Origin of the sequence: Kitasatospora sp. NPDC059795, assembly GCF_042732175.1 — a bacterium.
Taxonomy (GTDB): Bacteria; Actinomycetota; Actinomycetes; order Streptomycetales; family Streptomycetaceae; genus Kitasatospora.
The window spans coordinates 755,791-780,676 of the sequence record NZ_JBHWID010000001.1; the positions used below are offsets into that span (position 1 = coordinate 755,791).

Sequence of the window (24,886 nt, forward strand, 5' to 3'; positions counted from 1 at the left end):
GTCGTCTTCGGTGGGTGGCGGGCAGTGGGTCGCGGGTGGTGTGTGGGGCGGCGGTGGTCCACGTGTCCGAGCCGTTGAACGGGGGAGTGGTTACTTCACGGCGCCCGCGGTCAGACCGGTGCGCCAGAAGCGCTGCAGGGCGACGAAGGCGACGAGCAGCGGGACCAGCGAGACGAACGCTCCGACGATCGGGAGCATCGGGGAGACGCCGTTGGCGAACTCCGAGCGCCACTGGACCAGGCCGACGGTGACCGGCAGCTTGGACGCGTCGTTGAGCAGCAGCGCGGGCAGCAGGTAGTTGTTCCAGACGCTGACGAACTGGAACAGGAAGATCGTCACCAGTGCCGGTGTCATGACCGGCAGTGCGATGCGGAAGAAGGTCCGCTGCTCGCCCGCGCCGTCGATGCGCGCCGCCTCCAGCAGTTCGTCGGGGACGGACGAGGATGCGTAGACCCGGGAGAGGTAGACGCCGAACGGGCTGACGAAGCTGGGGATCAGTACGGCCCAGTAGGTGTCGGTGAGGTGGAGCTCGGCCAGCATCAGGAACAGCGGGAGCGCGAACAGCGGCGCGGGTATCAGCACCGACGCCAGGATGACGTTGAAGACCGACTCGCGGCCCCGGAACCGGTACTTGGCGAGGGCGTAGCCGGCCATGACGGACAGCAGGGTGCTGACCGCCGCGCCGACCAGACTGTAGAGCGCGCTGTTGACGAGCCAGGAGGAGAAGATCCCGTCCTGGAAGGTGAACACGCGGCCGATGTTGGCGCCCAGGTCGAAGTGGGAGAACCACAGCGGGTTTCCCCGGTAGAGGTAGCCCTCGCCCTTGGACGCCGAGACGAACAGCCACCAGAGCGGGATCAGGGTGTACAGGGCCATCAGGCCCAGCACGGCGTTGACGACGAGTCGCCCGGCGAGCGGGCTCCGGCTGGTGGTCATGCGTCGGCCATCCTTCGCTGGGTGAACTTCAGGACCCCGAAGGAGAGGACCAGGGTGATCAGGGCCAGCAGCACGGACTCGGCGGCGGCCAGGTTCGGGTTCGCCTGGGAGGCGGTGAGCGTGGTGTTCATGATCGGGCTGAACCTGCTGGAGGCGCCCGGGATCCGCGCGGCGGCGAGCACGGACGGCTCGGTGTAGAGCTGGGCGGTGCCGATGATGGAGAACACCGTCGTCAGCACCAGGGCGGGTCGCACCATCGGGATCTTGACGTGCCAGGCGAGCCGCCAGCCGGTGCAGTTGTCGAGGGCCGCCGCCTCGACCACCTCGGCGGGCAGCGCCTGGAGCGCCGAGTAGATGATCAGCATGTTGTAGCCGGTCCAGCCCCAGGTGATCATGTTGCCGATCGACACCGGGAGCCAGCCGGCCGACAGGAAGTCGGTGTGCACCCCGATCGCCGCGAGCGGTCCGGTGAACGGCGAGAGGTCCTTGACCAGCAGGAACGACCACATCACTGCGGCGATCGCGCCGGGCAGGGCGTAGGGCAGGAAGAAGGTCATCCGGAAGGTCTTGCGCAGCCGGGCCGAGCGCGAGTCCAGCAGCAGCGCGAGGAGGAGTGCGAGCCCCAGCATCACCGGCACCTGGACGACGCCCAGCAGCGCCACCCGGCCGAGCGAGGCGGTGAAGTCGCTGTCGCGCAGGGCCTGGGAGAAGTTGTCGAGTCCGGCGAACCGCGTGGTCTGCGCGCCGCCGAACAGGCCCTGGCGGTGGACCTGGTAGAAGCTCTGCCAGATCGCGTAGCCGATCGGCGCGAGCATGGTCGCGGTGAACAGGGCGCCGAACGGAAGCAGGAAGCCGGCGGCGCTGAGCGCGGTCCGGTGGCGGTGGCGGCGGCGGGGCCCGGCCGCCGCCGGTGCGGCGGTGGCCGGTGCGGGCGGTGGTGCGGTCCTGGCGTTCATGGTGTGGGTTCCTCGCACGGTTGCGACGGGGTGGGGGCGGCCCCGCGGCGCCGCCCCCTCGATCGGCGCCGCGGAGTCCTCGGACAGCTGACGTCCCTCGGACATCAGCCGCCGGACACGGGGAGCCCCAAGCTCTTGAGCGCCGCGACCGTCTTCTGCTGGACCGTGGTCGTCGCCTGGGCGTAGCCGCCCTTGCCGATGGCGTCCGAGTAGTCCGCCTCCACCTGGCCGAAGGTCGGACCGACCACCCAGTTGGTGGGGATGTTCGCCGCGGACCGCTTGAAGACGTCGTAGATCTTCTGGCCGCCGAAGTAGGGATCGCCCTGCGACAGCAGCGGGTCGTCCAGACCGGCCTTGGCGGCGGGGTACAGGCCGCCGACCGAGATGCCGGTGCTCACCGCGGCCGGGTCGCTCGACAGGAACGCGGCGAACTGCTCGGCCTGCTGGGGCGTCCTGCAGCCGGTCAGCACCGAGGTGGCGGAACCGCCGGAGTCCGCGCTCGTCGACTCGCCCGCGGCCCAGGTCGGCATCGGGGCCACCGCCCACTTGCCGGCCAGGTCCTTGAGGTCGCCCTTGATGCCCGGCACGGCCCAGGCGGCGTTGACGAAGGTCATCACCTGCCCGGTCTCCGAGGCCTTGTTGAACTTCGGGTCCCAGGCGTTGCCGCTGTTCATCACCTCGTTCCTGTCCTTGAGGCCCTGCCAGAACCCGGCGACCTGCTGGGTGCCCGGGTTGTCGATGGAGACCTGCCAGGCGCCGTCCTTGGTGCCGAACCAGGACTTGCCGGTCTGCCAGGACAGTCCGGCCATGTCGTAGGCGTCCTGGGGCGCGGTGCCGAAGGCGACGCCCGGGTCGGCCGCGTGCACCTTCGCGGCGTCGGCGGCGTACTCGTCCCAGGTCGCCGGAGGCGTGGCGATGCCGAACTTCTGGAACAGGTCGGTGCGGTAGAACAGCGCCATCGGGCCGGTGTCGACGGGGATGCCGTAGACCTTGCCGCCGGCCGACGAGGCCGCGACGGTCCAGTCCAGGTACTTGCCCGTGTCACCGGAGGCATACGGGGTGATGTCCATCAGCGCGTTCTTGACCAGCATCGACGGGATGTCGTTGTAGGTCACCTGCGCCAGGCACGGGGCCTTGCCCGCGGTGATCGCGTTGGTCATCTGGTCGTAGCCGCCCTTGGCGCCGGACGGGATCTGCTTGAACGTCACCTTGATGTCGGGGTGGGCGGCGTTCCACTGGTCGGTGAGCTTGTCGTAGCCGGGTGCCCAGCCCCAGAACTCCATGGAGACCGGCCCGGTCGGGGCCGACGTGGCGGCCGTGTCGGAGCTGCAGCCGGTGGCCAGTAGGGCCAGGGACAGGATCGCCGCGCCGGTGGCGGCTCTGGCGGCTCTGGGGGCTCTGGGGGCGAAGGAGTGCATGGGGGACTTCTTTCGCTGGGAGATGATCCGGGCGACGCGGCCGGGGCGGCGGCACGCAGTCGCGTTCGGAAATTACGGAGATCATTCAGCACCCGTGGACGGGGCGGGTCAATACTTCGAGGCCAGGTTTTTGCGGCCGAATTCGAGCGGAGAATTTGCGCATGGCTCGACGGCCCACGGCGCTGAACAGCTGATTCGGGCAGCTCAGTGCCTGCCGAAAGCCGGTTCGGAGTGGGCTGGGGACGGTATGGAAATTACTGAAACAATCCGGAGGGAATTCCGCCGGAGTGGGGGATGGAATCAGGCCCGGCGGGCACTCACGCTTTCCCGGATGACCAGGCAGGCGGCTCCCCGCGCCCACAGGGTCTCGCTGGCCCGGTCGATCTTGATCACGCAGTCCCGGGCCGCGGTGGAGACGGCATGGCGCTCCAGCGCGGCCGTCATGGCGGGCCCGAAGTGCTCATGGGCCACCACACCCTCGCCCGCGAGCACCACCAGCCCCGGGTTCAGCAGGTTGCACAGGCAGGCCAGGCCGCGCCCGAGTGCGTCCCCGGCCGTGGCGAACGCCGAGAGTGCGGCCGACCGGTCGGCCTCCGGGCCCGAACGCGCGAGCTCCGTGACGGTCTCGTAGTCGGCGTCGGGCCGACCGCCGGCCTCGCGGAACATCCGCAGGACCGCGTCCGAGGAGGCCAGCGCCTCCACGCAGCCCCGGTTGCCGCACGCGCAGAGCGGCCCGTCGGGGGCGATCGGCAGGTGCCCGAACTCGACGGCCAGCCCGCCGGCCCCCGAGTGGAGCACCCCGTGGAGCATCAGCGCCCCACCGACGCCGCGCCCCACCGAGACCACCGCGAACGAATCGACGTCCCGCCCCTCGCCGAACCACCTCTCGGCGATGACCAGGGCGTTGACGTCGTTGTCCACCACCACCGGCAGCCCGGTGGCGGCACTGAGCGGAGCGGCGATCGGGACATCCGTCCAGCCCAGACGCACCGCCGACCGGCACACCCCCGTCGCCGTGTCGATGTGACCGCCCACGCCGACGCCGATGCCCAGGAGCTTCGCACCGGCGGACGGCGCCCCGGCTTCGAGGCGGGCCGTCAGCTCCGCCGCCACCGCCAGGGCCCGGGCCGGGTCCGGGGAGTCGAGGGGCTGTTCCAGTCGGAGGAGGGTCCGGGCGCCGAGATCGGTGAGCACGGCCGCGACATGGGTGCGCGCGATCTGGATGCCGATCGCCAGGTGCTGCTCGGTGTTGACCCGCAACAGGCGCTGCGGCCGGCCCAGGCCCGTCGCGCTCTGCCGGCCGGTCTCGCTGAGATAGCCCTCCTCGATCAGCGGCGTCAGCAGCCGGGTCACCGTCGAGGGGGACAGCCCCAGCCGCTGCGCGATCACCGTGCGGGACATCGGCCCGGCGGTGAGCACCTGCGCGAAGACCTGAGCCCCTGTCTGATCCGGGACCAGAGCCGTCAGAGCGGCCACGTCGTACTCCATTCACCCCGCCGGACACACTGCACGGGCCAGAGTCTGGCGGAGATATTTTCGACCGTCAAGAAAAAAAGTCCACCACCGCACCCGCCGGCCGCCCCGGCCCCGGGGAGCTCGCCTCCGCCGTCCTTCCTCGGCAAGCCGACAGAGCCGTAGAGGTGGGCCCGGATCAATCGCTGCGACGAGATCGGAGCGGGACTTTTGGGGACTTGCCGGGGACCACACGTCGTTCACCGCCGCTGCTGAGGTGCCTTTCGGTGAACGAACAGCGCGGCCTGTCCACCGTCTGACGTGCAGCGCTGGTTGTCGCCGGGCGACTGGGGGTCAAGGCGGGGGTGGCGGCGGTGCGGGCGGCTACGTCCAGAGCGTGATCAACAATGTCGACGGGACCAGCGGCACCGTGGCCGTCACCATCACCATCGGTGCGGGCGGTGCGGGCGGTGCGGGCGGTGCGGGCGGCGGGGCCGGTGGCGCAGGCGGGGCCGGTGGCGACACGACCGTCACCGTCAACGGGATCACCGTCACCGCCAACGGCGGCAACGGTGGTGGCGGCGGCACCGGCGGGTACATCGGGACCGGCCCGGTCGCCACCGGCAAGAGCGGCACCGGCGGCACGCGTCCGGGTCGTACTCCACCGAGTCCTGGTCGAGCGGCTCCGCTGCTGGGGCGAGGCGCCCCGGCTGCCCGGGGACGGGCGGGGACGGGCGGACCCGGTCCTGCGGAGGGCGCTCGACGAGGTCTACCGCTCGCACATCGGCGTCTGCGCCCGCTTCGTCGGCAACGCCCCCTCGCTCCTGGGCGGCTCGAACGACTCCCTCGCGACGCTCGGCAGAATCGCCCGCGTTCGGCGCAACCTCATCGACGAGCCGGGACGATGTCCCGAGGACGGCCATCGCCACCGGCAGTAGGGGCCGTTGGGCCACCCTCGGCGTTGGACCGGCTGGGCCCGGGCTCAGTGCGGGTGCGGTGGGTTGTCCGGGTCCGCGGCGGCCAGGTGGGCGGTCAGTTCCCGTTTGAGGATCTTGCCGCTGGGGCCGAGGGGGAAGGCGTCCACGAACTCCACCCGGCGCGGGTACTTGTACGGCGCCATCCGTTCCCTGCTCCAGGCGACGATCATGGCGCCGAGGGCCGGGTCCGGCGTCGTGCCGGGGCGGAGCCGCACCACCGCGCACACCTCTTCGCCGTGGACGGGGTGGGGGAGCCCGATGACGGCTGCCTGGGCGATTGCCGGGTGGCGGGCCAGGACGTCCTCCACTTCGCGCGGGTAGACGTTGTATCCGCCGCGCAGCACCACGTCCTTCTTGCGGTCGACGACGGACAGGTAGCCCTCGTCGTCCTTGACGCCGAGGTCGCCCGAGCGGAACCAGCCGTCCACGACGGCCTCGGCGGTGGCCTCCGGCCGGTTCAGGTAGCCGGCCATCACGTTGTGCCCCCGGATGACGATCTCCCCGGTCTCGCCGGCGGGCAGCAGTTCGATCCTGTCCTCCACCTCCGCCCTGGCGATCTCGACCTCGACGCCCCAGATCGGCCGGCCCACCGTGCCCGGCTTGAGCGGCCACGCCTTCTGGTTGTAGGCCACCACCGGAGACGTCTCGGTGAGTCCGTACCCTTCGAGGACCGGGCAGCCGAACGTCTCCCGGAACGCGTCCAGGACCGCCACCGGCAGCGCGGCGCCGCCGGAGAACACGCGGTCGAGCGGGGGCCTGCGGGGGTCGGTGCGGGCCGCGTCGAGGAGCGCCGTGTACATCGTCGGGACCCCCATGAACACGGTGCAGTCCTCCTGCACCATGAGGTCCAGCGCGCCCGGTCCGTCGAACCGCGGCATCAGCACCAGGGTCGCCCCCGCCCGGAAGCAGGTGTTCATGCCGCAGATCTGGCCGAAGGTGTGGAACAGCGGCAGGCAGCCGAGCAGGACGTCGTCCGCGGTGAAGTCGAACGGCGACAGCATGGTCGTGTCGACGTTCATCACCACGTTGAGGTGCGTGAGCAGGGCGCCCTTGGGGCGGCCGGTGGTGCCGGAGGTGTAGAGGACCAGCGCGATGTCCTCGGGGTCGCGCGGCACCTGACGGTCGATCGGGGTGCTCCGCGCCGCGAGCGCGTCCAGCCGCGGCGCGCGGGCACCGTCCTCTTCGTCCGCCATGACGGTGAGCACGGGTGTGCCGGTCGTCTCCGCCGCCCTGCCGCCCTCGGCGAGGAGCGGGGCGGCGCAGATCAGTGCCGCCGCCCCGGAGTCCTTCAGGACGTACGCGATCTCGTCCGCCCGGAGCAGGGCGTGGACCGGGACCGCGACCGCGCCGAGCGCGAGCACGCCGAAGTAGGCCAGCGGGAAGTGCGGGGTGCTGGGCAGCAGCAGCGCCACCTTGTCCTCGGGGCCGATGCCCCGCGCGCGCAGCACCGCCGCGTACCTCCGCGCCCCGTCCCACAGCTCGCGGTAGGTGATCTTCCGGGTGCCGGACACGATCGCCGGGTGCTCCGGTCGCCGTAGCGCGGACTCGGCGAGGATGGCTGCCACGGAGAGGGTCATGGGGGTTTCACCCGCTCGCTTCCGCGGCCAGCCGCGCCTTGTCCGGCTTGCCGACGCCGGTGAGGGGCAGCGTGGGGCGGACGTGGATCCGCGCGGGGACGTGCTTGGGCGAGAGGGTGGCCCGGACGTGTTCCGCCAGGTCGTCGGGGCCGGCCGTGCCCGCCTCGCGCAGCACCACGGCGGCGTGCAGGTACTCGATCCGGTCCTGGTCCCGGACGCAGAAGGCGGCGGCCTGCACGACATCGGGGTGGGCCAGCAGGGCGTTCTCCACCGTCACCGGGTGGATCTTGATGCCGTTGGTCTTGACCACCTCGCCGATCCGGCCGCGCAGGTGGAGGTAGTCGTCACCGTCGACGAAGCCGAGGTCGCCGGTGTGCACCCAGCCGTCCCGTACGGTCCGGGCGGTGAGTTCGGGCTCGGCCACGTACTCCTTCATCGTGAAGGGCGACCGTACGCAGACCTCGCCGATCTCGCCGAGCGGCAGGTCGCGGTGGTCGTCCGGATCGGTGATCCGGACCCAGCCGGGCATCGGGCGGCCGACCGTGACCCGCAGCCGGGGGTCGAGGTGCTCGGCGGGCGAGAGCATGCTGACGAAGCCCGCCTCGCTGGTCGCGTACACCTGGATCAGCACGTCGCCGAAGACCTTGACCGCCTCGGCCAGTCGCTCGGGGGACGCGGGGGAGCCCACGTACGTGACCATCTGAAGACTGGAGAGGTCGGTCGAGCCCACCTCCGGACGGTCCATGAGCAGGTACAGCTGGGGAGGGGAGAGCAGCATCCGGGTGATCCCGTGCTGCGCGATGGCGTGCAGCGCGTCGCCCGGGTCGAAGCCCTCCTGCAGGACCACCGAGCCGCCGGACGCGAGTGAGTCGTCGGCCGCGGCGCCGCTGGAGTGACTGAGCGGGAGGAAGGCCAGGTAGACGGACCGCCAGCGCATCTGGAGTCCGGCGGAGATGAAGCCGTTGCGGGTCCGGAAGTCGAAGGCGATGCCCTTCGGTGCGCCGGTCGTCCCGCTCGTGTAGGTCACCACCGCGGGCCGGTCGAGCCCGATCTCGATGCCGGCCGGATCCAGCGCGTCCGGGTCGCCGGTCGTCAGGTCCAGGACGTCGGGGCCGAGATCGCCGAGGGCGACGAGAGTGAGCGGGGTGCCCAGCTGCTCGCGCAGCTCACGGGCGGTCGCGAGGTTCTCCGCGTCGACGGCCAGGTGCGTCGCACCGGTCTCCCGGAGGATCTTGAGTTTGGCGCCGGCCGCTATGCGGTCCGCCGGATCGACCGCGTTGGTGGTGTGCAAGTGGACCACCGTGGCGCCGACCAGGTTCGCGGCGTACCGCAGGACCAGGGTCGGGGCGGTGTTGGTGACGGTCAGGACGGCGACCACGGCGCTCCCGCCGCTGCCGCCGCTGCCGCCGACGTGCCGGTGCAGGGCCTGCGCGGCCGACCGGACCAGGGCGGTCAGCTCCGCCGCGGTCAGTGTCCGGTCGCGCCAGGACAGGACCACTTTCTCCGGTTCTGCGGAGATCACTTCGAGGATTTGGCCGACATACGTTCCGTCCGACGGCATAGAGAGCTCCAGTGGCGTCGTTCCGAGGAATTTCCGCACAGCGTACAACGCGAATAGCGGGTCTGTCAGGAACGAATGAGCGAGTGTAATTGTCGCAGGCCGCGCCATCGAAGTGATATCCCGTTCTGGGACAATTCCCTCTACCGGTCCGGCGCCGCATCGGCGCAGTCCTCGGAGAAAAGGGTGGCCATGAACCATTACCTGGAGCTCTTCTCGCGCCATATGAAGGAAGGCGGGTCCGCGGAGGCGAAACGGGAGTTTCTGGAGATCGGCCGGCACGCCGGGAAATTCCCGGCGGCCCGGAGCGTGCGAGGCGGGATCACCTCCGAGATCAGCGTGTGGTGCAGCAACGACTACCTGGGGATGGGCCAGCACCCGCTGGTCCTGGCGGCGACCCGCGAAGCCCTCGACGACCACGGCGCGGGCTCGGGCGGCTCCCGGAACATCGGCGGGACCAATCACTACCACGTGCTGCTGGAGAAGGAACTGGCGGATCTGCACGGCAAGGCCGACGCCCTTCTCTTCACCTCCGGATACACCGCCAATGACGGAGCCCTCACGGTCCTGGCCGGCCGGCTGGGGAACTGCGTCGTCTTCTCCGACGAGATGAACCACGCCTCGATCATCGACGGACTCCGCCACAGCGGCGCCGAGAAGCACATTTTCCGCCACAACGACACGGCGCATCTGGAAGAGCTGATATCCGCCGTCGATCCCGACCGGCCGAAGATGATCGTCATGGAGTCGGTCTACTCGATGGCGGGTGATGTCGCCCCGCTCGCCGAGATCGCCCGGATCGCCCGCGAGTACGGCGCGATGACCTTCCTCGACGAGGTCCACGCGGTCGGGATGTACGGGCCGGAGGGAGCCGGCATCGCCGCGAGCCTGGGCATCGCGGACGAGTTCACCGTGATCATGGGAACGCTCGCCAAGGGATTCGGCACCACCGGCGGATACATCGCCGGTCCCGCCGAGCTGGTCGACGCGGTGCGCGGCCTGTCCCGCTCGTTCATCTTCACCACCGCCCTGCCTCCGGCGGTCGTGGCGGGCGCGCTCGCCGCGGTCCGGCACCTGCGCAGTTCGGACGAGGAGCGCGACCGGCTCCACGAGAACGCGCGACTGGCGCACCGGCTGCTCACGGAACGCGGCATCCCCTTCGTCTCCGACGGGTCCCACATCGTTTCGATCTTCGTCGGGGACGACGCACTCGCCCGGCGGATCTCCGCCCTGCTGCTGGAACGCCACGGCATCTACGTGCAGGCGATCAACGCGCCGAGCGTGCGCACGGGCCAGGAGATCCTCCGGAGCGCGCCCGGCGCCGTCCACGAGCCCGCGGAGGTCGAGGCGTTCGTCGCGGCGCTGGACGGGATCTGGCAGGAGCTGGGGGTGGCGCGCACTCCGGTTCCGCAGCGGTCCGCAGGAACGGACGGCTGACCTGCCCCAACGGGGTGCGCGCGGTGCTCCCGCCGCCCCGCGACCCGCCCGCTCCCCGGGCCCGCGCCGTGTCGCGGCCTGCGATATCGGGACGCTATCCGGCTTGGGCAAGATCGACGTCGCACGCCCGGCAGCGGCACCCGCCGGACCTGACGAAGGCGTCCCGGCCGACGCGCGACCCGTGGGAGCGGGCACCCCGCCACGATCCGGCGACTGATGGTCCTGACCTCCGTGAAGGAGTCCGAAGTCACGATGACGCACCCCGACGGTACGGAAGCACTGCTGCTGTGGACACTGGCCGGCAGCGGCAAGGAGTCGCTGGCGGCCGGCGCGCGCGGCCTGCACGCGTACCTGGCCGGTCGTGACGACTGGAGTTCCCAGGACATCGCGTTCACCCTCGCGCACACCGCGTCCGAGGGGAGCCGGCGGGCGGCACTGGTCGCGGACGGCCGTGACGGCTTCCTCCAGCGGCTGGACGCGCTCGCCGACGGCAGGAGCATGCCCGGCCTGCTGGAGGGCGCCGCAGGGACAGACCGCCGGGTCGCCTTCGTGTTCCCCGGACAGGGCGCGCAGTGGCCCCGGATGGCGGTGGACCTGCTGGACACCTCCACGGTGTTCCGCGACCGGATGGACGCGTGCGCGCAGGCCCTGGAACCGTTCGTCGACTGGTCGCCGATCGACGTGCTCCGCGACCCGGACGCGCCGGGCGCACCCGCCGGGGACCGGGCCGACGTGGTGCAGCCCCTGCTGTTCGCCGTGACGGTGTCGCTCGCCGCGCTGTGGCGCTCCCACGGCGTGGAACCGGCCGCCGTGCTCGGGCACAGCGTCGGCGAGGTCACCGCCGCCGCGGTCAGCGGCGCGCTGTCCCTGGACGACTCCGCGCGGGTGGTGGCCCTGTGGAGCCAGGCCCAGGCGACCCTGGCCGGGCAGGGCGACATGGTCTCCGTGATGGCCCCGGCCGGCGAGATCGAGCCGCGGCTGCGCCGCTGGGACGGCCGCCTCGTCGTCGCCGCGCACAACGGGCCGCGCTCCGTGATCGTCTCCGGCGACCGCGACGCCGCGGCCGAACTCCTCGCCGACCTGGCCTCGGACGGGGTCCACGCCCGCCGAATAGCGGTGGGCCTGGCCGCCCACTCCCCGCACATCGACGCGATCGTCCCCCGGATGCGCGCCGACCTCGCACCGATCCGGCCCCGCACACCGCAGCTGCCCTACTACTCCGGACTGACCGGGGGACGGCTGGACGCCCCGGTCCTGGACGCCGACTACTGGTGCCGCAACCTCCGAAACCCGGTCAGGTTCCACCAGGCGGCCGGGGCCCTGCTGCAGGACGGACACGGGATCCTGCTGGAGGTCAGCCCGCACACCGTGCTGACCTCCGCCCTCACGGACTGCGCGGAGGAACACGGCGCGCAGGCCGCCGTCCTCGGGACGCTGCGCCGCGACCAGGGCGGTCCGGGCCGGTTCCTGACCTCGCTCGGCGAGCTGTACGTGCACGGAGTCACCCCGGAACGGGAAGCGCGGTTCTCCGGGCAGCACGCCCGGGTGCGGGAACTGCCGGCGGCTGCCCTGGCGGCGCTCGCGGAACCCGGCCCGACGGACGCGAACGGGCCGGACGGGGCGGGCGGCGGCCGGGATGCCGGCACCGCGTTCCGCGCGGAGCTGGCCGGACTGGACGTACCGGAGCGGCGTGCCGCGCTGGCACGGCTGCTGGACGAGGAGATCGCCGCACTGACCGGGCGGTCCGATCCGGTCCCGCCCGACCTGGCCTTCCTCGACCTGGGATTCGACTCCGTCACCGCCGTGGAGCTGCGCAACCGGCTGAGCGCGGCGACGGCGCTGCACATCCCGGCGACGGTCGCCTTCGACTGCCCGACCCCGACCGCCCTGATCGCGTACCTCTGCGCCGCGATCGGCGGCGACCGACCCGACACGGACACGGGCACGGGCACGGACGCGTACGGGCCGGTGCGGCGGGCCGAGGACGACGACCCCGTGGTGATCGTCGGCATGGGCTGCCGCTACCCCGGCGGGGTCGGCAGCCCCGACGAACTCTGGGAGCTGGTGTCGGCAGGCGCCGACGCCGTCTCCGCGCTGCCCGACGACCGCGGTTGGGACACCGCCGGACGGTACGACCCCGCACCGGGGACACCGGGCCGGTACTACCAGCGGGAGGCGGGCTCGCTCACCGGCGCGGCCGACTTCGACGCGGAGTTCTTCGGCATCTCGCCGCGCGAGGCCCTGGCCATGGACCCCCAGCAGCGGCTGCTGCTGGAGACGACCTGGGAAGTACTGGAGCGCGCCGGGATCGAGCCGGCCACCCTGCGGCGGACCCCGACGGGCGTCTACGTCGGGGCGATGACCATGGACTACGGGCCCTCGCTCGAACAGGGCGCCGACGAGGGCGGCCACCTGCTGACCGGCAACACCGGAAGCGTCGTGTCGGGCCGCCTGGCCTACACCCTCGGCCTGGAGGGCGCGGCGGTCACCGTCGACACGGCGTGCTCGTCCTCGCTGGTGGCCCTGCACCTCGCGGTCCGGGCGCTGCGGTCGGGCGAGTGCTCGCTGGCGCTGGCCGGCGGCGTGACCGTGATGTCCACGGTCGGCATGCTCGTGGAGTTCAGCCGCCAGGGCGGTCTGGCCCCGGACGGCCGCTGCAAGGCCTTCGCGGCAGCCGCCGACGGCTTCGGCCTGGCCGAGGGCGCGGGGATGCTGCTGCTGGAGCGCCTGTCGGACGCGCGGCGCAACGGGCACCCGGTGCTGGCCGTCATCCGCGGTTCGGCCACGAACCAGGACGGTGCGAGCAACGGCCTGACGGCTCCCAACGGCCCGTCGCAGCAGCGGGTGATCCGTGCGGCGCTCGCGGATGCGGGGCTGGCGGCGTCGGACGTGGATGTGGTGGAGGCGCACGGTACGGGGACGCGGTTGGGCGACCCGATCGAGGCGCAGGCGCTGCTGGCGACGTACGGGCAGGACCGGCCGGCGGACCGTCCGGTGTGGATCGGCTCGCTGAAGTCCAACATCGGCCATGCCCAGGCCGCGGCCGGGGTGGGCGGTGTCATCAAGTCGGTGCTGGCGCTGCGGCACGGTGTGATGCCGAAGACGCTGCACGTGGACGGCCCGACGCCCGAGGTGGACTGGTCGGCGGGAGCCGGCCGACTGCTGACGGAGGCCCGTACGTGGGACGACACGGGACGCCCGCGCCGGGCCGGCGTGTCCTCCTTCGGCATCAGCGGGACCAACGCCCACGTGATCCTGGAGTCCGCGCCGGCCGAGGCTCCGGCCGGGGCGGCGGAGGGTGCCCGGCGTCCCGGGCCGGTGGTGTGGCCGGTGTCGGCGCGCAGCGCGGAGGCCCTGCGGGCGCAGGCGGGGGCGTTGGCGGCGCGGGTGGCGGCGGAGCCCGGGCTCGACACGGCGGACGTGGGCCATTCGCTGGCGGTGGGGCGTGCGTCCTTCGAGCACCGTGCCGTGGTGGTGGGCACCGACCGGAGCGAGTTGCTCGACGGCGTGAAGGCGCTGGCGCAGGGCGCTGCGATGTCCGGCGGCGGGTTGGTGTCCGGTCGCTCGGTGCTGGTGTTCCCGGGTCAGGGTTCGCAGTGGGTGGGGATGGCTGCGGAGTTGCTGGCCGAATCGGCGGTGTTCGCAGGGCGGATGGCCGAGTGCGAGCGGGCGCTGGCGCCTTACGTGGATTGGTCGTTGGCGGAGGCGCTGGGCTCGGAGCGGTTGCTCGCGCGCGTCGATGTGGTGCAGCCGGTGCTGTGGGCGGTGATGGTGTCGCTGGCGGAGGTGTGGCGGTCGTTCGGCGTCGTTCCGGACGCGGTGGTGGGTCACTCGCAGGGCGAGATCGCCGCGGCGTGCGTGGCTGGTGGTCTGAGCCTGGAGGACGGGGCCCGTGTGGTCGCGTTGCGTTCCCGTGTGATCCGCGCGCTGGCGGGCCGTGGCGGCATGGCGTCGGTGCCTCTGCCGGTGGACGTGGTGCGGGAACGCGTGGGTCGGTTGTCGGTGGCGGCGGTGAACGGTCCGTCGTCGACGGTGGTGTCGGGCGACGCGGACGCCGTCGCCGCGCTGGTGGACGAGCTCGTGGAAGAAGGGGTGCGGGCGCGGCTGATCGACGTGGACTACGCGTCGCACTCCGTGCATGTGGAAGAGGTCCGCGAGCAGCTGCTCTCCGACCTGGACGGGATCACTCCCGGCTCCGGTTCTGTGCCGTTCTATTCGAGCGTGACCGGCGGCCTGCTGGACACGAAGTCCCTGGACGCCGAGTACTGGTACCGCAACCTCCGGGAGACCGTCGAGTTCGAGCGGGCGACCCGCTCGCTCCTCGCGGCCGGGCACCGGTTCTTCGTCGAGTCCAGCCCGCATGCGGTGTTGGGTGTGGCGGTGGGGGAGTCGGTGGAGGCCGCGGGTGTGGGTGCCGTGGTGTTGGGGACCTTGCGCCGTGGGGAGGGCGGCCCGGCGCAGGTGCTGCGTGCGGTGGGCCGCGCGTGGGAGTGCGGGTTGGGGGTGGACTTCTCGGGTGCGTTCCCGGGGGCGCGGCGGGTGGATCTGCCGACGTACGCCTTCCAGCGCAGCCGCTACTGGCTGACGGCCCCCGCCGCCGTCCCGGCCGCTCCTGCCGAAGACCGCTGGGACGACCCGGAACTCCAGGACCCCGCCCAGCTCGCCGAAACCCTCGGGGTCGGCCGCGAAGCCCTGGACGAAGTCCTGCCCGCGCTGGCGACCTGGCGCTCCGTCAGGAACCGGGAGCGGAAGGCGGATTCCTGGCGCTACCACGTGGCCTGGGCACCCCTGTCGGTCGCGCCGGCGGACGGCCTCGCCGGACTCTGGCTCGCCCTGCGCCCCGAGGCCGACGACGCGGCGGCCGTCCTGGACGCTCTCGGCGAGGCCGGAGCCGACCTCCTTCCGTGCGTCGTCGCCGATCCGGGCGCGACCCGCGAACACCTGGCCGCCCTGCTCACGGAGACCGCCGGGGAGCAGCCGATCGCCGGCGTGCTGTCCCTGCTGTCCTGGGAGCAGCGCCCCCATCCCGCACACCCCGACCTGCCCGGCGGTCCGGCGCTGACCCTCGCGCTGGCCCAGGCGCTGGAGGACGCGGGCATCGACGCCCGGCTCTGGACGCTGACGAAGGGAACGGCGGTCCTGGGCGGCGCGGAGCGGCCCGGACACGTCGGTCAGGCCGCGTCCGCCGCCCTGGGCCGGACGCTGGCACTGGAGCACCCGCACCGCCGGGGCGGTCTGATCGACCTGCCCGAGGTGCTGGACGTGCGGGCCGCTCGCCGCTTGTGCGCGGTGCTCGCGGGAGCCGCGGCCGACGAGGAACAGGTGGCGGTGCGCTCCACCGGGGTCCACGGACGCCGGCTCCGGCCCGCGTCGTCCGTGCAGCCGAAAGCGCGAAAGGCCGGCGCGGCGCGACCGCGCTGGCAGGGTACGGTCCTCGTCACCGGTGGCACCGGTGGCGTCGGCTCGCACACGGCGCGCTGGCTCGCGGGCCAGGGCGCGGAGCGGCTGCTGCTGGTCAGCCGTCGCGGTGCCGACGCACCCGGTACGGACGCGCTGCGGACGGAACTGACGGCGCTGGGCGCCGAAGTGGCCTTTGCTGCCTGCGACGTCGCGGACCCGGCCGCACTGGCGGCGCTGGTCGCCGACATCCCGGCGCGATGCCCGCTGTCCGCCGTCATCCACGCGGCCGGCGTCCTCGACGACGGTGTGCTCGACGCGCTGGACCCCGCGCGGCTCGCCGTGGTGCTGCGCGCCAAGCTGACCGCCGCACGGAACCTGCACGAGGCCACCGCAGGTCTCGACCTGTCGGCCTTCGTGGTGTTCTCGTCCGTGATGGGCGTCGTGGGCAACGCCGGGCAGGGCAACTACGCGGCCGCCAACGCGGCCGTCGACGCACTCGTCGCCGCCCGCCGGGCCGCCGGGCTGCCCGGCACGTCCGTGGCCTGGGGCGCCTGGGCCGGGCCGGGCATGCTGGCGGACGATGTCGCCGCACGGCTGCGGGACTTCGGCATGCCGGTGATGGAGCCCGAAACGGCCGTCACCGCGATCGGCCGGGCACTCGCGGAGGACGACGAGCTGGTCGTGGTCGCCAATGTCGACTGGCGGCGCTTCACCACGGGCCGGGGCCGGTGGACCGCCGCCCTGCTCGACGGGATACCGGACCCGGCTGCCGAGCGGCCCGTCGCGGACGCCACCGCACCCTCGGCGGCCCGGGAGGGCGGCGACCCCGCCGACGCCCTGCGGCAGCAGATCGCCGTACTGCCGCGCCACGAGGACCGGGTCAGGACCCTCACCGAACTGGTCCGCACCCACGCGGCGACCGTCCTGCGCCACCCCGGCGTCGACACGGTCCAGCCCGGAAAGGCGTTCAACGCGCTCGGGTTCGACTCGCTGACGGCGGTGGAACTGCGCAACCGGCTCGCCGCCGTCACCGGACTGGCCCTGCCCGCCACCGTCCTGTTCGACCACCCCACACCGTCGGCACTGGCCGACCGGCTGCTCGCCGACCTGGACCTGCCGGACGCGGCGAGCGGCACCGCCGGGCCCGCCGGCTCCGTCGAAGCCGGGGCGGGCCGGGCGGCGGCGCCCGGCGGCAACGAGCCGATCGCGATCGTCGGCATGGGCTGCCGCTTCCCCGGCGGGGTCGCCGGGCCCGAGGAGTTCTGGCACCTGCTCGCGAAGGGCACCGACGCCGTCGGCGACTGGCCGTCGAACCGGGGCTGGGACACCGAGGGGCTGTACGACCCGGACCCCGACCACGCCGGCACCACGTACACCATGCAGGGCGGCTTCCTGCACGACGCCCCCGAGTTCGACGCGGAGTTCTTCGGCATCTCGCCGCGCGAGGCCCTGGCCATGGACCCGCAGCAGCGGCTGCTCCTGGAGACCGCCTGGGAGGCGGTCGAGGGCTCCGGGCAGGACCCGACCGCGCTGAAGGACCGGCAGGTCGGCGTCTACATCGGCACCAACGGCCAGGACTACTCCGCGCTGCTCCAGGGCGCCGAGGGAGTGTCCGAGGGCCATCTGCTGACCGGGAACACGGCCAGCGTGCTGTCCGGGCGGCTGTCCTACGTCCTCGGCCTCCAGGGGCCCTCGCTCACCGTCGACACCGCGTGCTCCTCGTCGCTGGTGGCGCTGCACCTGGCCGTACAGGCACTGCGGCGCGGCGACTGCGAGCAGGCCTTCGCGGGCGGGGTGACAGTGATGAGCACCCCGCGGCTGTTCGTGGAGTTCAGCCGTCAGCGCGGGCTCGCCGCCGACGGACGGTGCAAGGCGTTCTCGGCGGACGCGGACGGCACGGGCTGGGGCGAGGGCGCCGGAGTGCTGCTGCTGGAGCGCCACAGCGACGCCCTGCGCCACGGCCACCCCGTCCTCGCGCTGATCAGCGGCACCGCCGTGAACCAGGACGGCGCCAGCAACGGGCTCACCGCCCCCAACGGCCCGTCCCAGCAGCAGGTCATCCGCGCCGCGCTGGCCGACGCCGCGCTGCGCGCCGACCAGATCGACGCGATCGAGGCCCACGGCACCGGCACGAAGCTCGGCGACCCCATCGAAGCGCAGGCGCTCCAGGCCGTCCACGGGCCGGCGCGCCCGGCGGACCGGCCGCTGTGGCTCGGCTCGGTGAAGTCGAACATCGGGCACACCCAGGCGGCGGCCGGGGTGGCCGGGGTGATGAAGATGGTGCTGGCCATCCGCCACGGCGAACTGCCGGGAACCCTGCACGCCGGGACGCCGAACCCGCACGTCGACTGGTCCGACGGCGCCGTCCGCCTGCTCACCGCGCACACCCCGTGGCCGGAGACCGGGAACCCGCGCCGGGCGGGCGTGTCGTCGTTCGGCATCAGCGGCACCAACGTGCACGCGATCATCGAGCAGGCGCCTGCCGTCGCGGTCGCGCCCGCCCCGGACCGGACCGACACCCCGGCCGTGCCCGCCCCGGACACCACGGCCCCGGACACCGCCGCCACCGCGACGACGGCCACCGCGACGCCCACCGCGCGCCGGGCCGCCCCGCCCGTGCCGCTGCTGCTCTCGGCCAGGACACCGGAGGCCCTGCGGGCACAGGCCGGCCGGCTGGTGAGCCGGCTCGATGCCGACCCGGACGCCGAACTGGCGGACGTCGCCTACTCGCTCGCCACGGGACGGGCCCCGCTCGAACACCGGGCCGCCGTCCTGGGACGGGACCGGGCATCCGTCCGGCGCTCGCTCACCGCACTCGCGCGCGGCACGGCAGCGGGCCACCTGCTCACCGGAGGCGCCGTACGCTCCGGCCGGACCGCCTTCCTCTTCCCGGGACAGGGCAGCCAGCGCGCCGGAGCCGGTGCGGAGCTCTACCGCGACGACCCGGTGTTCGCCGACGCCCTCGACGAGGTGCTGACCGGCCTGGACCCGCACCTCGACCTGCCCCTGCGCGACGTCCTGTTCGCCGAGCCCGGAACCCCCGGCGCGGCGCTGCTCGACCGCACCCGGTACACCCAGCCCGCGCTGTTCGCCCTGGAGACGGCGCTGTTCCGGCTCGTGCAGCGCTGGGGTGTGCAGCCCGACCTGCTGATGGGGCACTCCATCGGCGAACTCGCCGCCGCCCACGCGGCGGGCGTGCTGGACCTGCCCGACGCCTGCGCGCTGGTGGCGGCCCGGGGACGGCTGATGGACGACCTGCCCGAGGGCGGCGCGATGGTGGCCGTGGAGGCCACCGAGGAGGAAGTGCAGCAGGCCCTGCTGGACGACCCGGGCCGGGACGCGGTGGACATCGCCGCCGTCAACGGGCCCACCTCGGTGGTCCTGTCCGGTGACGCGGACGCGGTCCTGCGGCTGGCCGGGGCGTTCCGCTCCCGAGGACGGCGCACCCGCCGCCTGAGCGTGAGCCACGCGTTCCACTCCGCCCGGATGGACGGGATGCTCGACGCGTTCCGGGACGTGGCCGAGTCGCTGACCTACCGCGCGCCCGGCATCGAGATCGTCTCCAACCTGACCGGGCGCACCGCCACGGCCGAGGAACTCCGCTCCCCCGACCACTGGGTGCGCCACGTCCGGGGCACCGTGCGCTTCCTGGAAGGGGCCCGCCGGCTGCGGGCCGAGGGTGCGACGACGTACCTCGAACTCGGACCGGGCGGCGTGCTGTCCGGCATGCTCCACGCCTGCCTCCCCGACACCACCCCCGAAGCCACCGCCGGCGGCCCCGGGACGGTGCCGCTGCTGCGCGACGGCCGCGGCGAGGCCGACGCGGTCCGCGCCGCACTCGCCTCGCTGCACCTGCGCGGCGTGACGGTGGACTGGTCGGCGGGCTGGAGCGGCACCGACGTGCGGCGGGTCGACCTGCCCACCTACGCCTTCCAGCGCCGGCGCTTCTGGCCCGTCGCCGCACCGGACCGGGCCCCCGCCGCCCGCCGCTCCGGCGGGGAGAGCGGCCCCGGCCGCTACCGCATCGCATGGGAGCCGCTCACCGCGCCCGCGCAGCCCCGCCTCTCCGGCCGCTGGCTGCTCGTCACCCCGGACGGACCCGGGGCCGAGGACACCGCACTCGCCTGCGAACAGGCCCTCGCCGGACACGGCGCCGACGTGGTCGTGATCCAGGTCGGGGCCGCCGTCGAACGCGCCGAACTGGCCTCGCTGCTCCGGGAGTTCGGCTCCTTGGCGGGCGTCCTGTCGCTGCTGGCCCTGGCCGAGGGATCCCACCCGGGCCTGCGGGCACTCGACGCCTGCCTGACCGGGACCCTGCTGCTGCTCCAGGCCCTGGGCGACAGCGGCATCGACGCACCCCTGTGGTGCGCCACCCGCGGCGCGGTGGCGGCCGACGGCACGGAAGAGGTCCGCCCCGAGCAGGCCCAGGTGTGGGGCCTGGGCCGGGTGGCGGCACTGGAACACCCGCTGCGCTGGGGCGGCCTGGTCGACCTGCCGGACCTGCTGGACGGGCCCGCGCTGGACGGGCTGTGCGCGGTGCTGGCCGGACGGGACGGCGAGGACCAGGTGGCCGTACGCGTGCCGGCGCCGTTGGGCCGTCGGCTCGTCCTCGCGCCGGAGCCCGCGACACCCGCGCCCGCGCCGTGGACGCCGCGCGGCACGGTCCTCGTCACCGGCGGCACCGGAGGCCTCGGCGCCCAGGTGGCGCGCTGGCTCGCGGAGCGCGGCGCGGACCACCTCGTCCTGCTCGGCCGGCGGGGCCCCGCGGCCCCCGGAGCCGACGCGCTGGTCGGCGCCCTGGCGGCGCTCGGCGCCCGGAGCACCCTGCTGGCCTGCGACGTCGCCGACCGCACCGCGCTGGAGCGGGTCCTGGAGCGGCTGCGCGAGGAGGGCGACACCGTACGGGCCGTGGTGCACACCGCCGGACTCACCTCGGACACCCCGCTGGCGGACTGCACCCTGGAAGAACTGGCCTGGCTGACGGCGGCCAAGACGCGTGGCGCGGCCCACCTCGACGCCCTGTTCGAGGACCGCCCGCTGGACGCCTTCGTGCTGTTCTCCTCGATCTCGGGCACCTGGGGCAGCGGCGGCCAGGGCGCCTACGCGGCGGCCAACGCCTACCTGGACGGCCTCGCCGCGGCGAGGCGCGGCCGGGGCCTGACGGCGACCTCGGTGGCCTGGGGCCCCTGGGCCGGCGCGGGCATGGCCGAGGGCGCGGTCGGCGACGGCCTGCGCCGCCACGGCCTGGTGCCGATGGCCCCGGCGGCGGCGCTCTCCGCGCTCGGCCTGGCGCTGGCCCAGGACGAGGGCGAGACGGTCGTCGCCGAGCTGGACTGGAGCCGCTTCGCGCCGATCTTCGGTTCGGTCAGGGACAGTGCGCTGCTGCGCGGCCTGTCGGCCGTCCCGGAGCCCCGGGCAGCCGCAGCTGCGGACACCTCCGCCGGGTCCGAACCCGGTAAGGGCGGCGACCCGGCGTGGCTGCACCGGCTGCGCCGACTGTCCGAGCCCGAGGGCCGCAAACTGCTGACGGAACTGGTGCGGAGCGAAGCGGCCGCCGTGCTGGGCCACGAGTCGGCCGCCGGCCTCTCGGCCGACCGCCCGTTCCGCGAGCTGGGCTTCGACTCGCTCACCGCCGTCGAACTCCGCAACCGGCTGGTCGCGGCCACCGCTCTGCCGCTCGCGTTCACCACCGTCTTCGACCACCCGACGGCAGCCGCCCTCGCGGCCCACCTCTTCGCCGAGCTGGGCGGCACCGAACCGTCCGCCGACGACACGACCGGCACGACCGGCACGACCGGCACGGCCGCGACGGACTCCGCAGCCGCCGCCGACCGCGCGGCCGGGCCCGCGGCGGCCGACGAACCCCTGGCGATCGTCTCGATGGCCTGCCGGTTCCCGGGCGGCGTCCGCTCGCCCGAGGACCTGTGGCACCTGGTCGCCGACGGAGTGGACGCGGTCGCCGCGCTGCCCGCCGACCGCGGCTGGCCGCTGGACACCCTCTACGACCCGGACCCCCTGCACCCGGGCACCTTCTACACCACCGGCGGCGGATTCCTGGACGGCGCGGCCGAGTTCGACGCGGAGTTCTTCGGCATCTCCCCGCGTGAGGCCCTGGCCATGGACCCGCAGCAGCGACTGCTGCTCGAAACCAGCTGGGAGGCGCTGGAGCGGGCCGGACTCGACCCCGCGTCGGTCCGCGGCAGCGAGGGCGGCGTCTACGTCGGCGTCGCCGCCCAGGGCTACGGCACCGGCCCGCAGAACCCGTCCGACGGGATCGAGGGACACCTCCTCAGCGGCACGGTCACCAGCGTCGCCTCCGGCCGCGTCGCCTACACCCTCGGACTCGGCGGCCCCGCCGTGACCGTGGAGACGGCCTGCTCGTCCTCGCTGGTGGCACTGCACCTGGCCGGCCAGGCCCTGCGTGCCGGCGACTGCTCGTTCGCCCTGGTCGGCGGCGCCGCGGTGATGGCGAGCCCGGACGTCTTCGTCGAGTTCAGCCGTCAGCAGGGCCTGTCGCCCGACGGCCGCTGCCGCTCCTTCGCCGAAGGGGCGAACGGCACGGGCTGGGGCGAAGGGGTGGGCGTCCTGCTCGTGGAACGCCTCTCCGACGCGCGCCGCCTCGGACATCCGGTGCTCGCCCTCGTCCGGGGCACCGCGGTGAACCAGGACGGTGCCAGCAACGGCCTCACCGCCCCGAGCGGCCCCGCGCAGCAGCGGGTGATCAGGACCGCGCTGGCTGCGGCAGGACTGTCCGGCGCCGACGTCGACCTGGTCGAGGGGCACGGCACCGGCACCGTGCTCGGCGACCCCATCGAGGCGCAGGCCCTGCTGGCCACCTACGGCCAGGACCGGCCCGCGGACCGCCCGCTGTGGCTGGGGTCGCTGAAGTCCAACATCGGGCACACCCAGGCCGCCGCCGGGGTCGCCGGGGTCATCAAGACGGTGCTCGCCCTGCGCAACGGCGTGCTCCCCGGCACCCTTCACGCACAGGAGGCGTCCAGCCGGGTGGACTGGTCGGCCGGCGCGGTCCGGCTGCTCGCGGACGCCCGCCCCTGGGACGCCCCGGACGGGGACAGGCCGCGCCGGGCCGGCGTCTCCGCGTTCGGCATGAGCGGCACCAACGCCCACGCCGTCCTGGAGGAAGCACCCGCCGCCGACGCCCGCCCGCTGCCCGACGGCACGGACGGCGAACCGGCCGAGGACACCGGGACCACCGTTCCGTGGCTGCTCTCCGCCATGACGCCCGCGGCCCTGCGCCGACAGGCACGCCGGCTGGGCGAGCACCTGCGGGCCGACCCCGACGGGGGCGCCGTCGCACCGGCCCGCGCGCTCGCCACCACCCGCCCCGCCCTGCCGTTCCGGGCAGCAGCCGTCGGCCGCGACCGCGAGGCGCTCCTCGACCGGCTGGACGCCCTCGCGGCGGGCGAACCCGCGCCCGACGCCGTGCAGGACCGGGCGCGCGGCGGCCGCACGGCCTTCGTCTTCCCCGGCCAGGGCTCGCAGTGGGCCGGCATGGCGGTGGCGGCGCTCGACGCCTCCGCGCCGTTCGCCGCCGCCATCGCCGCCTGCGAACGGGCGCTCGCCCCGCACACCGACTGGTCCCTGACCGAGGTGCTGCGCGGCGCGCCCGGCGCACCGACGCTCGACCGCGTGGACGTCGTCCAGCCGGTGCTGTTCGCCGTGATGGTCGCGCTGGCCGCGCACTGGCGCGACACCGGGGTCACCCCGGACGCGGTCGTCGGACACAGCCAGGGCGAGATCGCCGCCGCCCACGTCGCCGGGGCGCTGTCGCTCGACGACGCGGCCCTCGTGGTGGCGCGGCGCAGCCGGGCGCTGCTGAGGCTGGCGGGACGCGGCGGCATGGTCTCGGTCGCCGCCTCCGCCGAGCGGACCACCGGCCTGCTGCCCGCCGGCGGAAGCGCCTGCGTGGCCGCGGTGAACGGCCCCGACGCCGTGGTCGTCGCCGGGGAGCCCGAGGAGCTGGCCGCCCTGCTCGCGGCCTGCGAACGGGAAGGCGTACGGGCCAGGGCGATCCCGGTGGACTACGCGGCCCACTCGGCGCAGGTCGCCGAGATCGAGGACGAACTGCGCGAAGCCCTCACCGCGATACGCCCCCGCGCCTCGGCCGTCCCGCTGTACTCGACGGTGACCGGCGAACCCGTCGCCGGAGAATCGCTCGACGCCGCCTACTGGTACCGCAACCTGCGCGAGCAGGTCGACTTCGTCGGGGCGACCCGCGCCCTGCTCGACGCGGGCCACACCCTGGTCGTCGAGGTCAGCCCGCATCCGGTGCTGCTCGCCGGGATCGAGGCGGTGGCGGCGGAGGCCGGGCGGGAGGTGTCGGCGGTCGGCACGCTGCGGCGCGGCGACGGCGGCCGGGACCGGCTGCTGGCCTCGCTGACCGAGGCGTGGGCGGCCGGCGGCGGCCCGGTGGACTGGTCGCCCTGGACGGGCACCCCCGGGCCGGGCGGCCCGGCACCCGTCCTGCTGCCGACGTACCCCTTCCAGCGCGACCGGTACTGGCTGCCAACCCCGGGCCGGACCGCCACTGCCGCAGTCACCACTGCGGTGCCCGTCGAGGACACGCCGCAGGCCGCGGGCGACGAGGACGGCACCCCCGTCACGCGACTGGCAGCCCGGCTGGCCCCGCTGGACCGGCGGGCACGCCGCCAAGCGGTGCTCGACCTGGTCGTCCGGCACGCCGCCGCAGTCCTCGGCCACTCCGGAACCGGCCCGGTGCGTCCGGACCGCGCCTTCTCCGAGATCGGCTTCGACTCGATGCTCGCGGTGCGGTTCAGGAACGCACTGTGCGAGGCCACCGGGCTGGCCGTCCCGCCGACGGTCGTCTTCGACCACCCGACGCCCGAGGCGCTCGCCGGCTACCTGGACGCGGAGCTGTCCGCCGCGCCCGAACCGCCCTCGCCGCTGCTGGCCGAACTGGACCGGCTGGCCGCGCTCCTCGCGGCCGTCCCGCCCGGAGCGGCCGACACCGACCGGGTCGGCGAACGACTGAACGAACTGCTGCACGGCTGGGGCCGGCGCGCCGGCGCACCGGGCGGCGAGGCACCACCGCCCGGACCGGCGGACGACACCGCCACCGCGATGGAAACGGCGACAGCGGACGAGCTGTTCGCCCTGCTCGACAACGACTTCGGAAACGCCTGAAAGAGAGCTG

Annotated in this window: 8 protein-coding genes; 2 read left to right on the forward strand and 6 right to left on the reverse strand. The window is 73.9% G+C overall.

What is annotated here, in order from left to right; genetic code table 11:
- Window positions 1–90: 90 nt before the first annotated feature.
- From ACFV4P_RS03685 to ACFV4P_RS03710, 6 genes are all read right to left on the reverse strand, one after another.
- The gene (locus ACFV4P_RS03685) at window positions 91–936 is read right to left on the reverse strand and encodes a carbohydrate ABC transporter permease (RefSeq protein WP_380466959.1); all 846 of its coding nucleotides are present in this window, start codon (window positions 934–936) and stop codon (window positions 91–93) included.
- On the reverse strand, window positions 933–1,892 hold the full coding sequence (locus ACFV4P_RS03690) for a carbohydrate ABC transporter permease (RefSeq protein ID WP_380466962.1): 960 nt from the start codon (window positions 1,890–1,892) through the stop codon (window positions 933–935). The genes ACFV4P_RS03685 and ACFV4P_RS03690 overlap by 4 nt, the downstream gene beginning before the upstream one ends.
- Window positions 1,893–1,996: 104 nt before the next feature.
- Window positions 1,997–3,310 carry an ABC transporter substrate-binding protein gene (locus ACFV4P_RS03695; RefSeq protein WP_380466964.1) on the reverse strand — a complete coding sequence of 438 codons (1,314 nt, stop codon included), beginning with the start codon at window positions 3,308–3,310 and terminating at the stop codon, window positions 1,997–1,999.
- Window positions 3,311–3,610: 300 nt separating this feature from the next.
- Window positions 3,611–4,786 (reverse strand): ROK family protein, encoded by a 1,176-nt coding sequence (locus tag ACFV4P_RS03700; RefSeq protein ID WP_380466967.1) that lies wholly within the window; start codon window positions 4,784–4,786, stop codon window positions 3,611–3,613.
- A 958-nt stretch (window positions 4,787–5,744) separates the two neighbouring features.
- Window positions 5,745–7,316 carry a long-chain fatty acid--CoA ligase gene (locus ACFV4P_RS03705; RefSeq protein WP_380466969.1) on the reverse strand — a complete coding sequence of 524 codons (1,572 nt, stop codon included), beginning with the start codon at window positions 7,314–7,316 and terminating at the stop codon, window positions 5,745–5,747.
- Between the two features lie 7 nt (window positions 7,317–7,323).
- On the reverse strand, window positions 7,324–8,877 hold the full coding sequence (locus ACFV4P_RS03710) for a fatty acid--CoA ligase family protein (protein ID WP_380466971.1): 1,554 nt from the start codon (window positions 8,875–8,877) through the stop codon (window positions 7,324–7,326).
- A 189-nt stretch (window positions 8,878–9,066) separates the two neighbouring features.
- Here ACFV4P_RS03710 and hemA point away from each other — a divergent pair, with 189 nt between their 5' ends.
- Both hemA and ACFV4P_RS03720 read left to right on the forward strand, forming a co-directional pair.
- Window positions 9,067–10,311, forward strand: coding sequence for a 5-aminolevulinate synthase (hemA, locus tag ACFV4P_RS03715; RefSeq protein ID WP_380466974.1), 1,245 nt, complete (start codon window positions 9,067–9,069; stop codon window positions 10,309–10,311).
- Between the two features lie 252 nt (window positions 10,312–10,563).
- Window positions 10,564–24,876 carry a type I polyketide synthase gene (locus ACFV4P_RS03720; protein ID WP_380466977.1) on the forward strand — a complete coding sequence of 4,771 codons (14,313 nt, stop codon included), beginning with the start codon at window positions 10,564–10,566 and terminating at the stop codon, window positions 24,874–24,876.
- Window positions 24,877–24,886 lie beyond the last annotated feature (10 nt).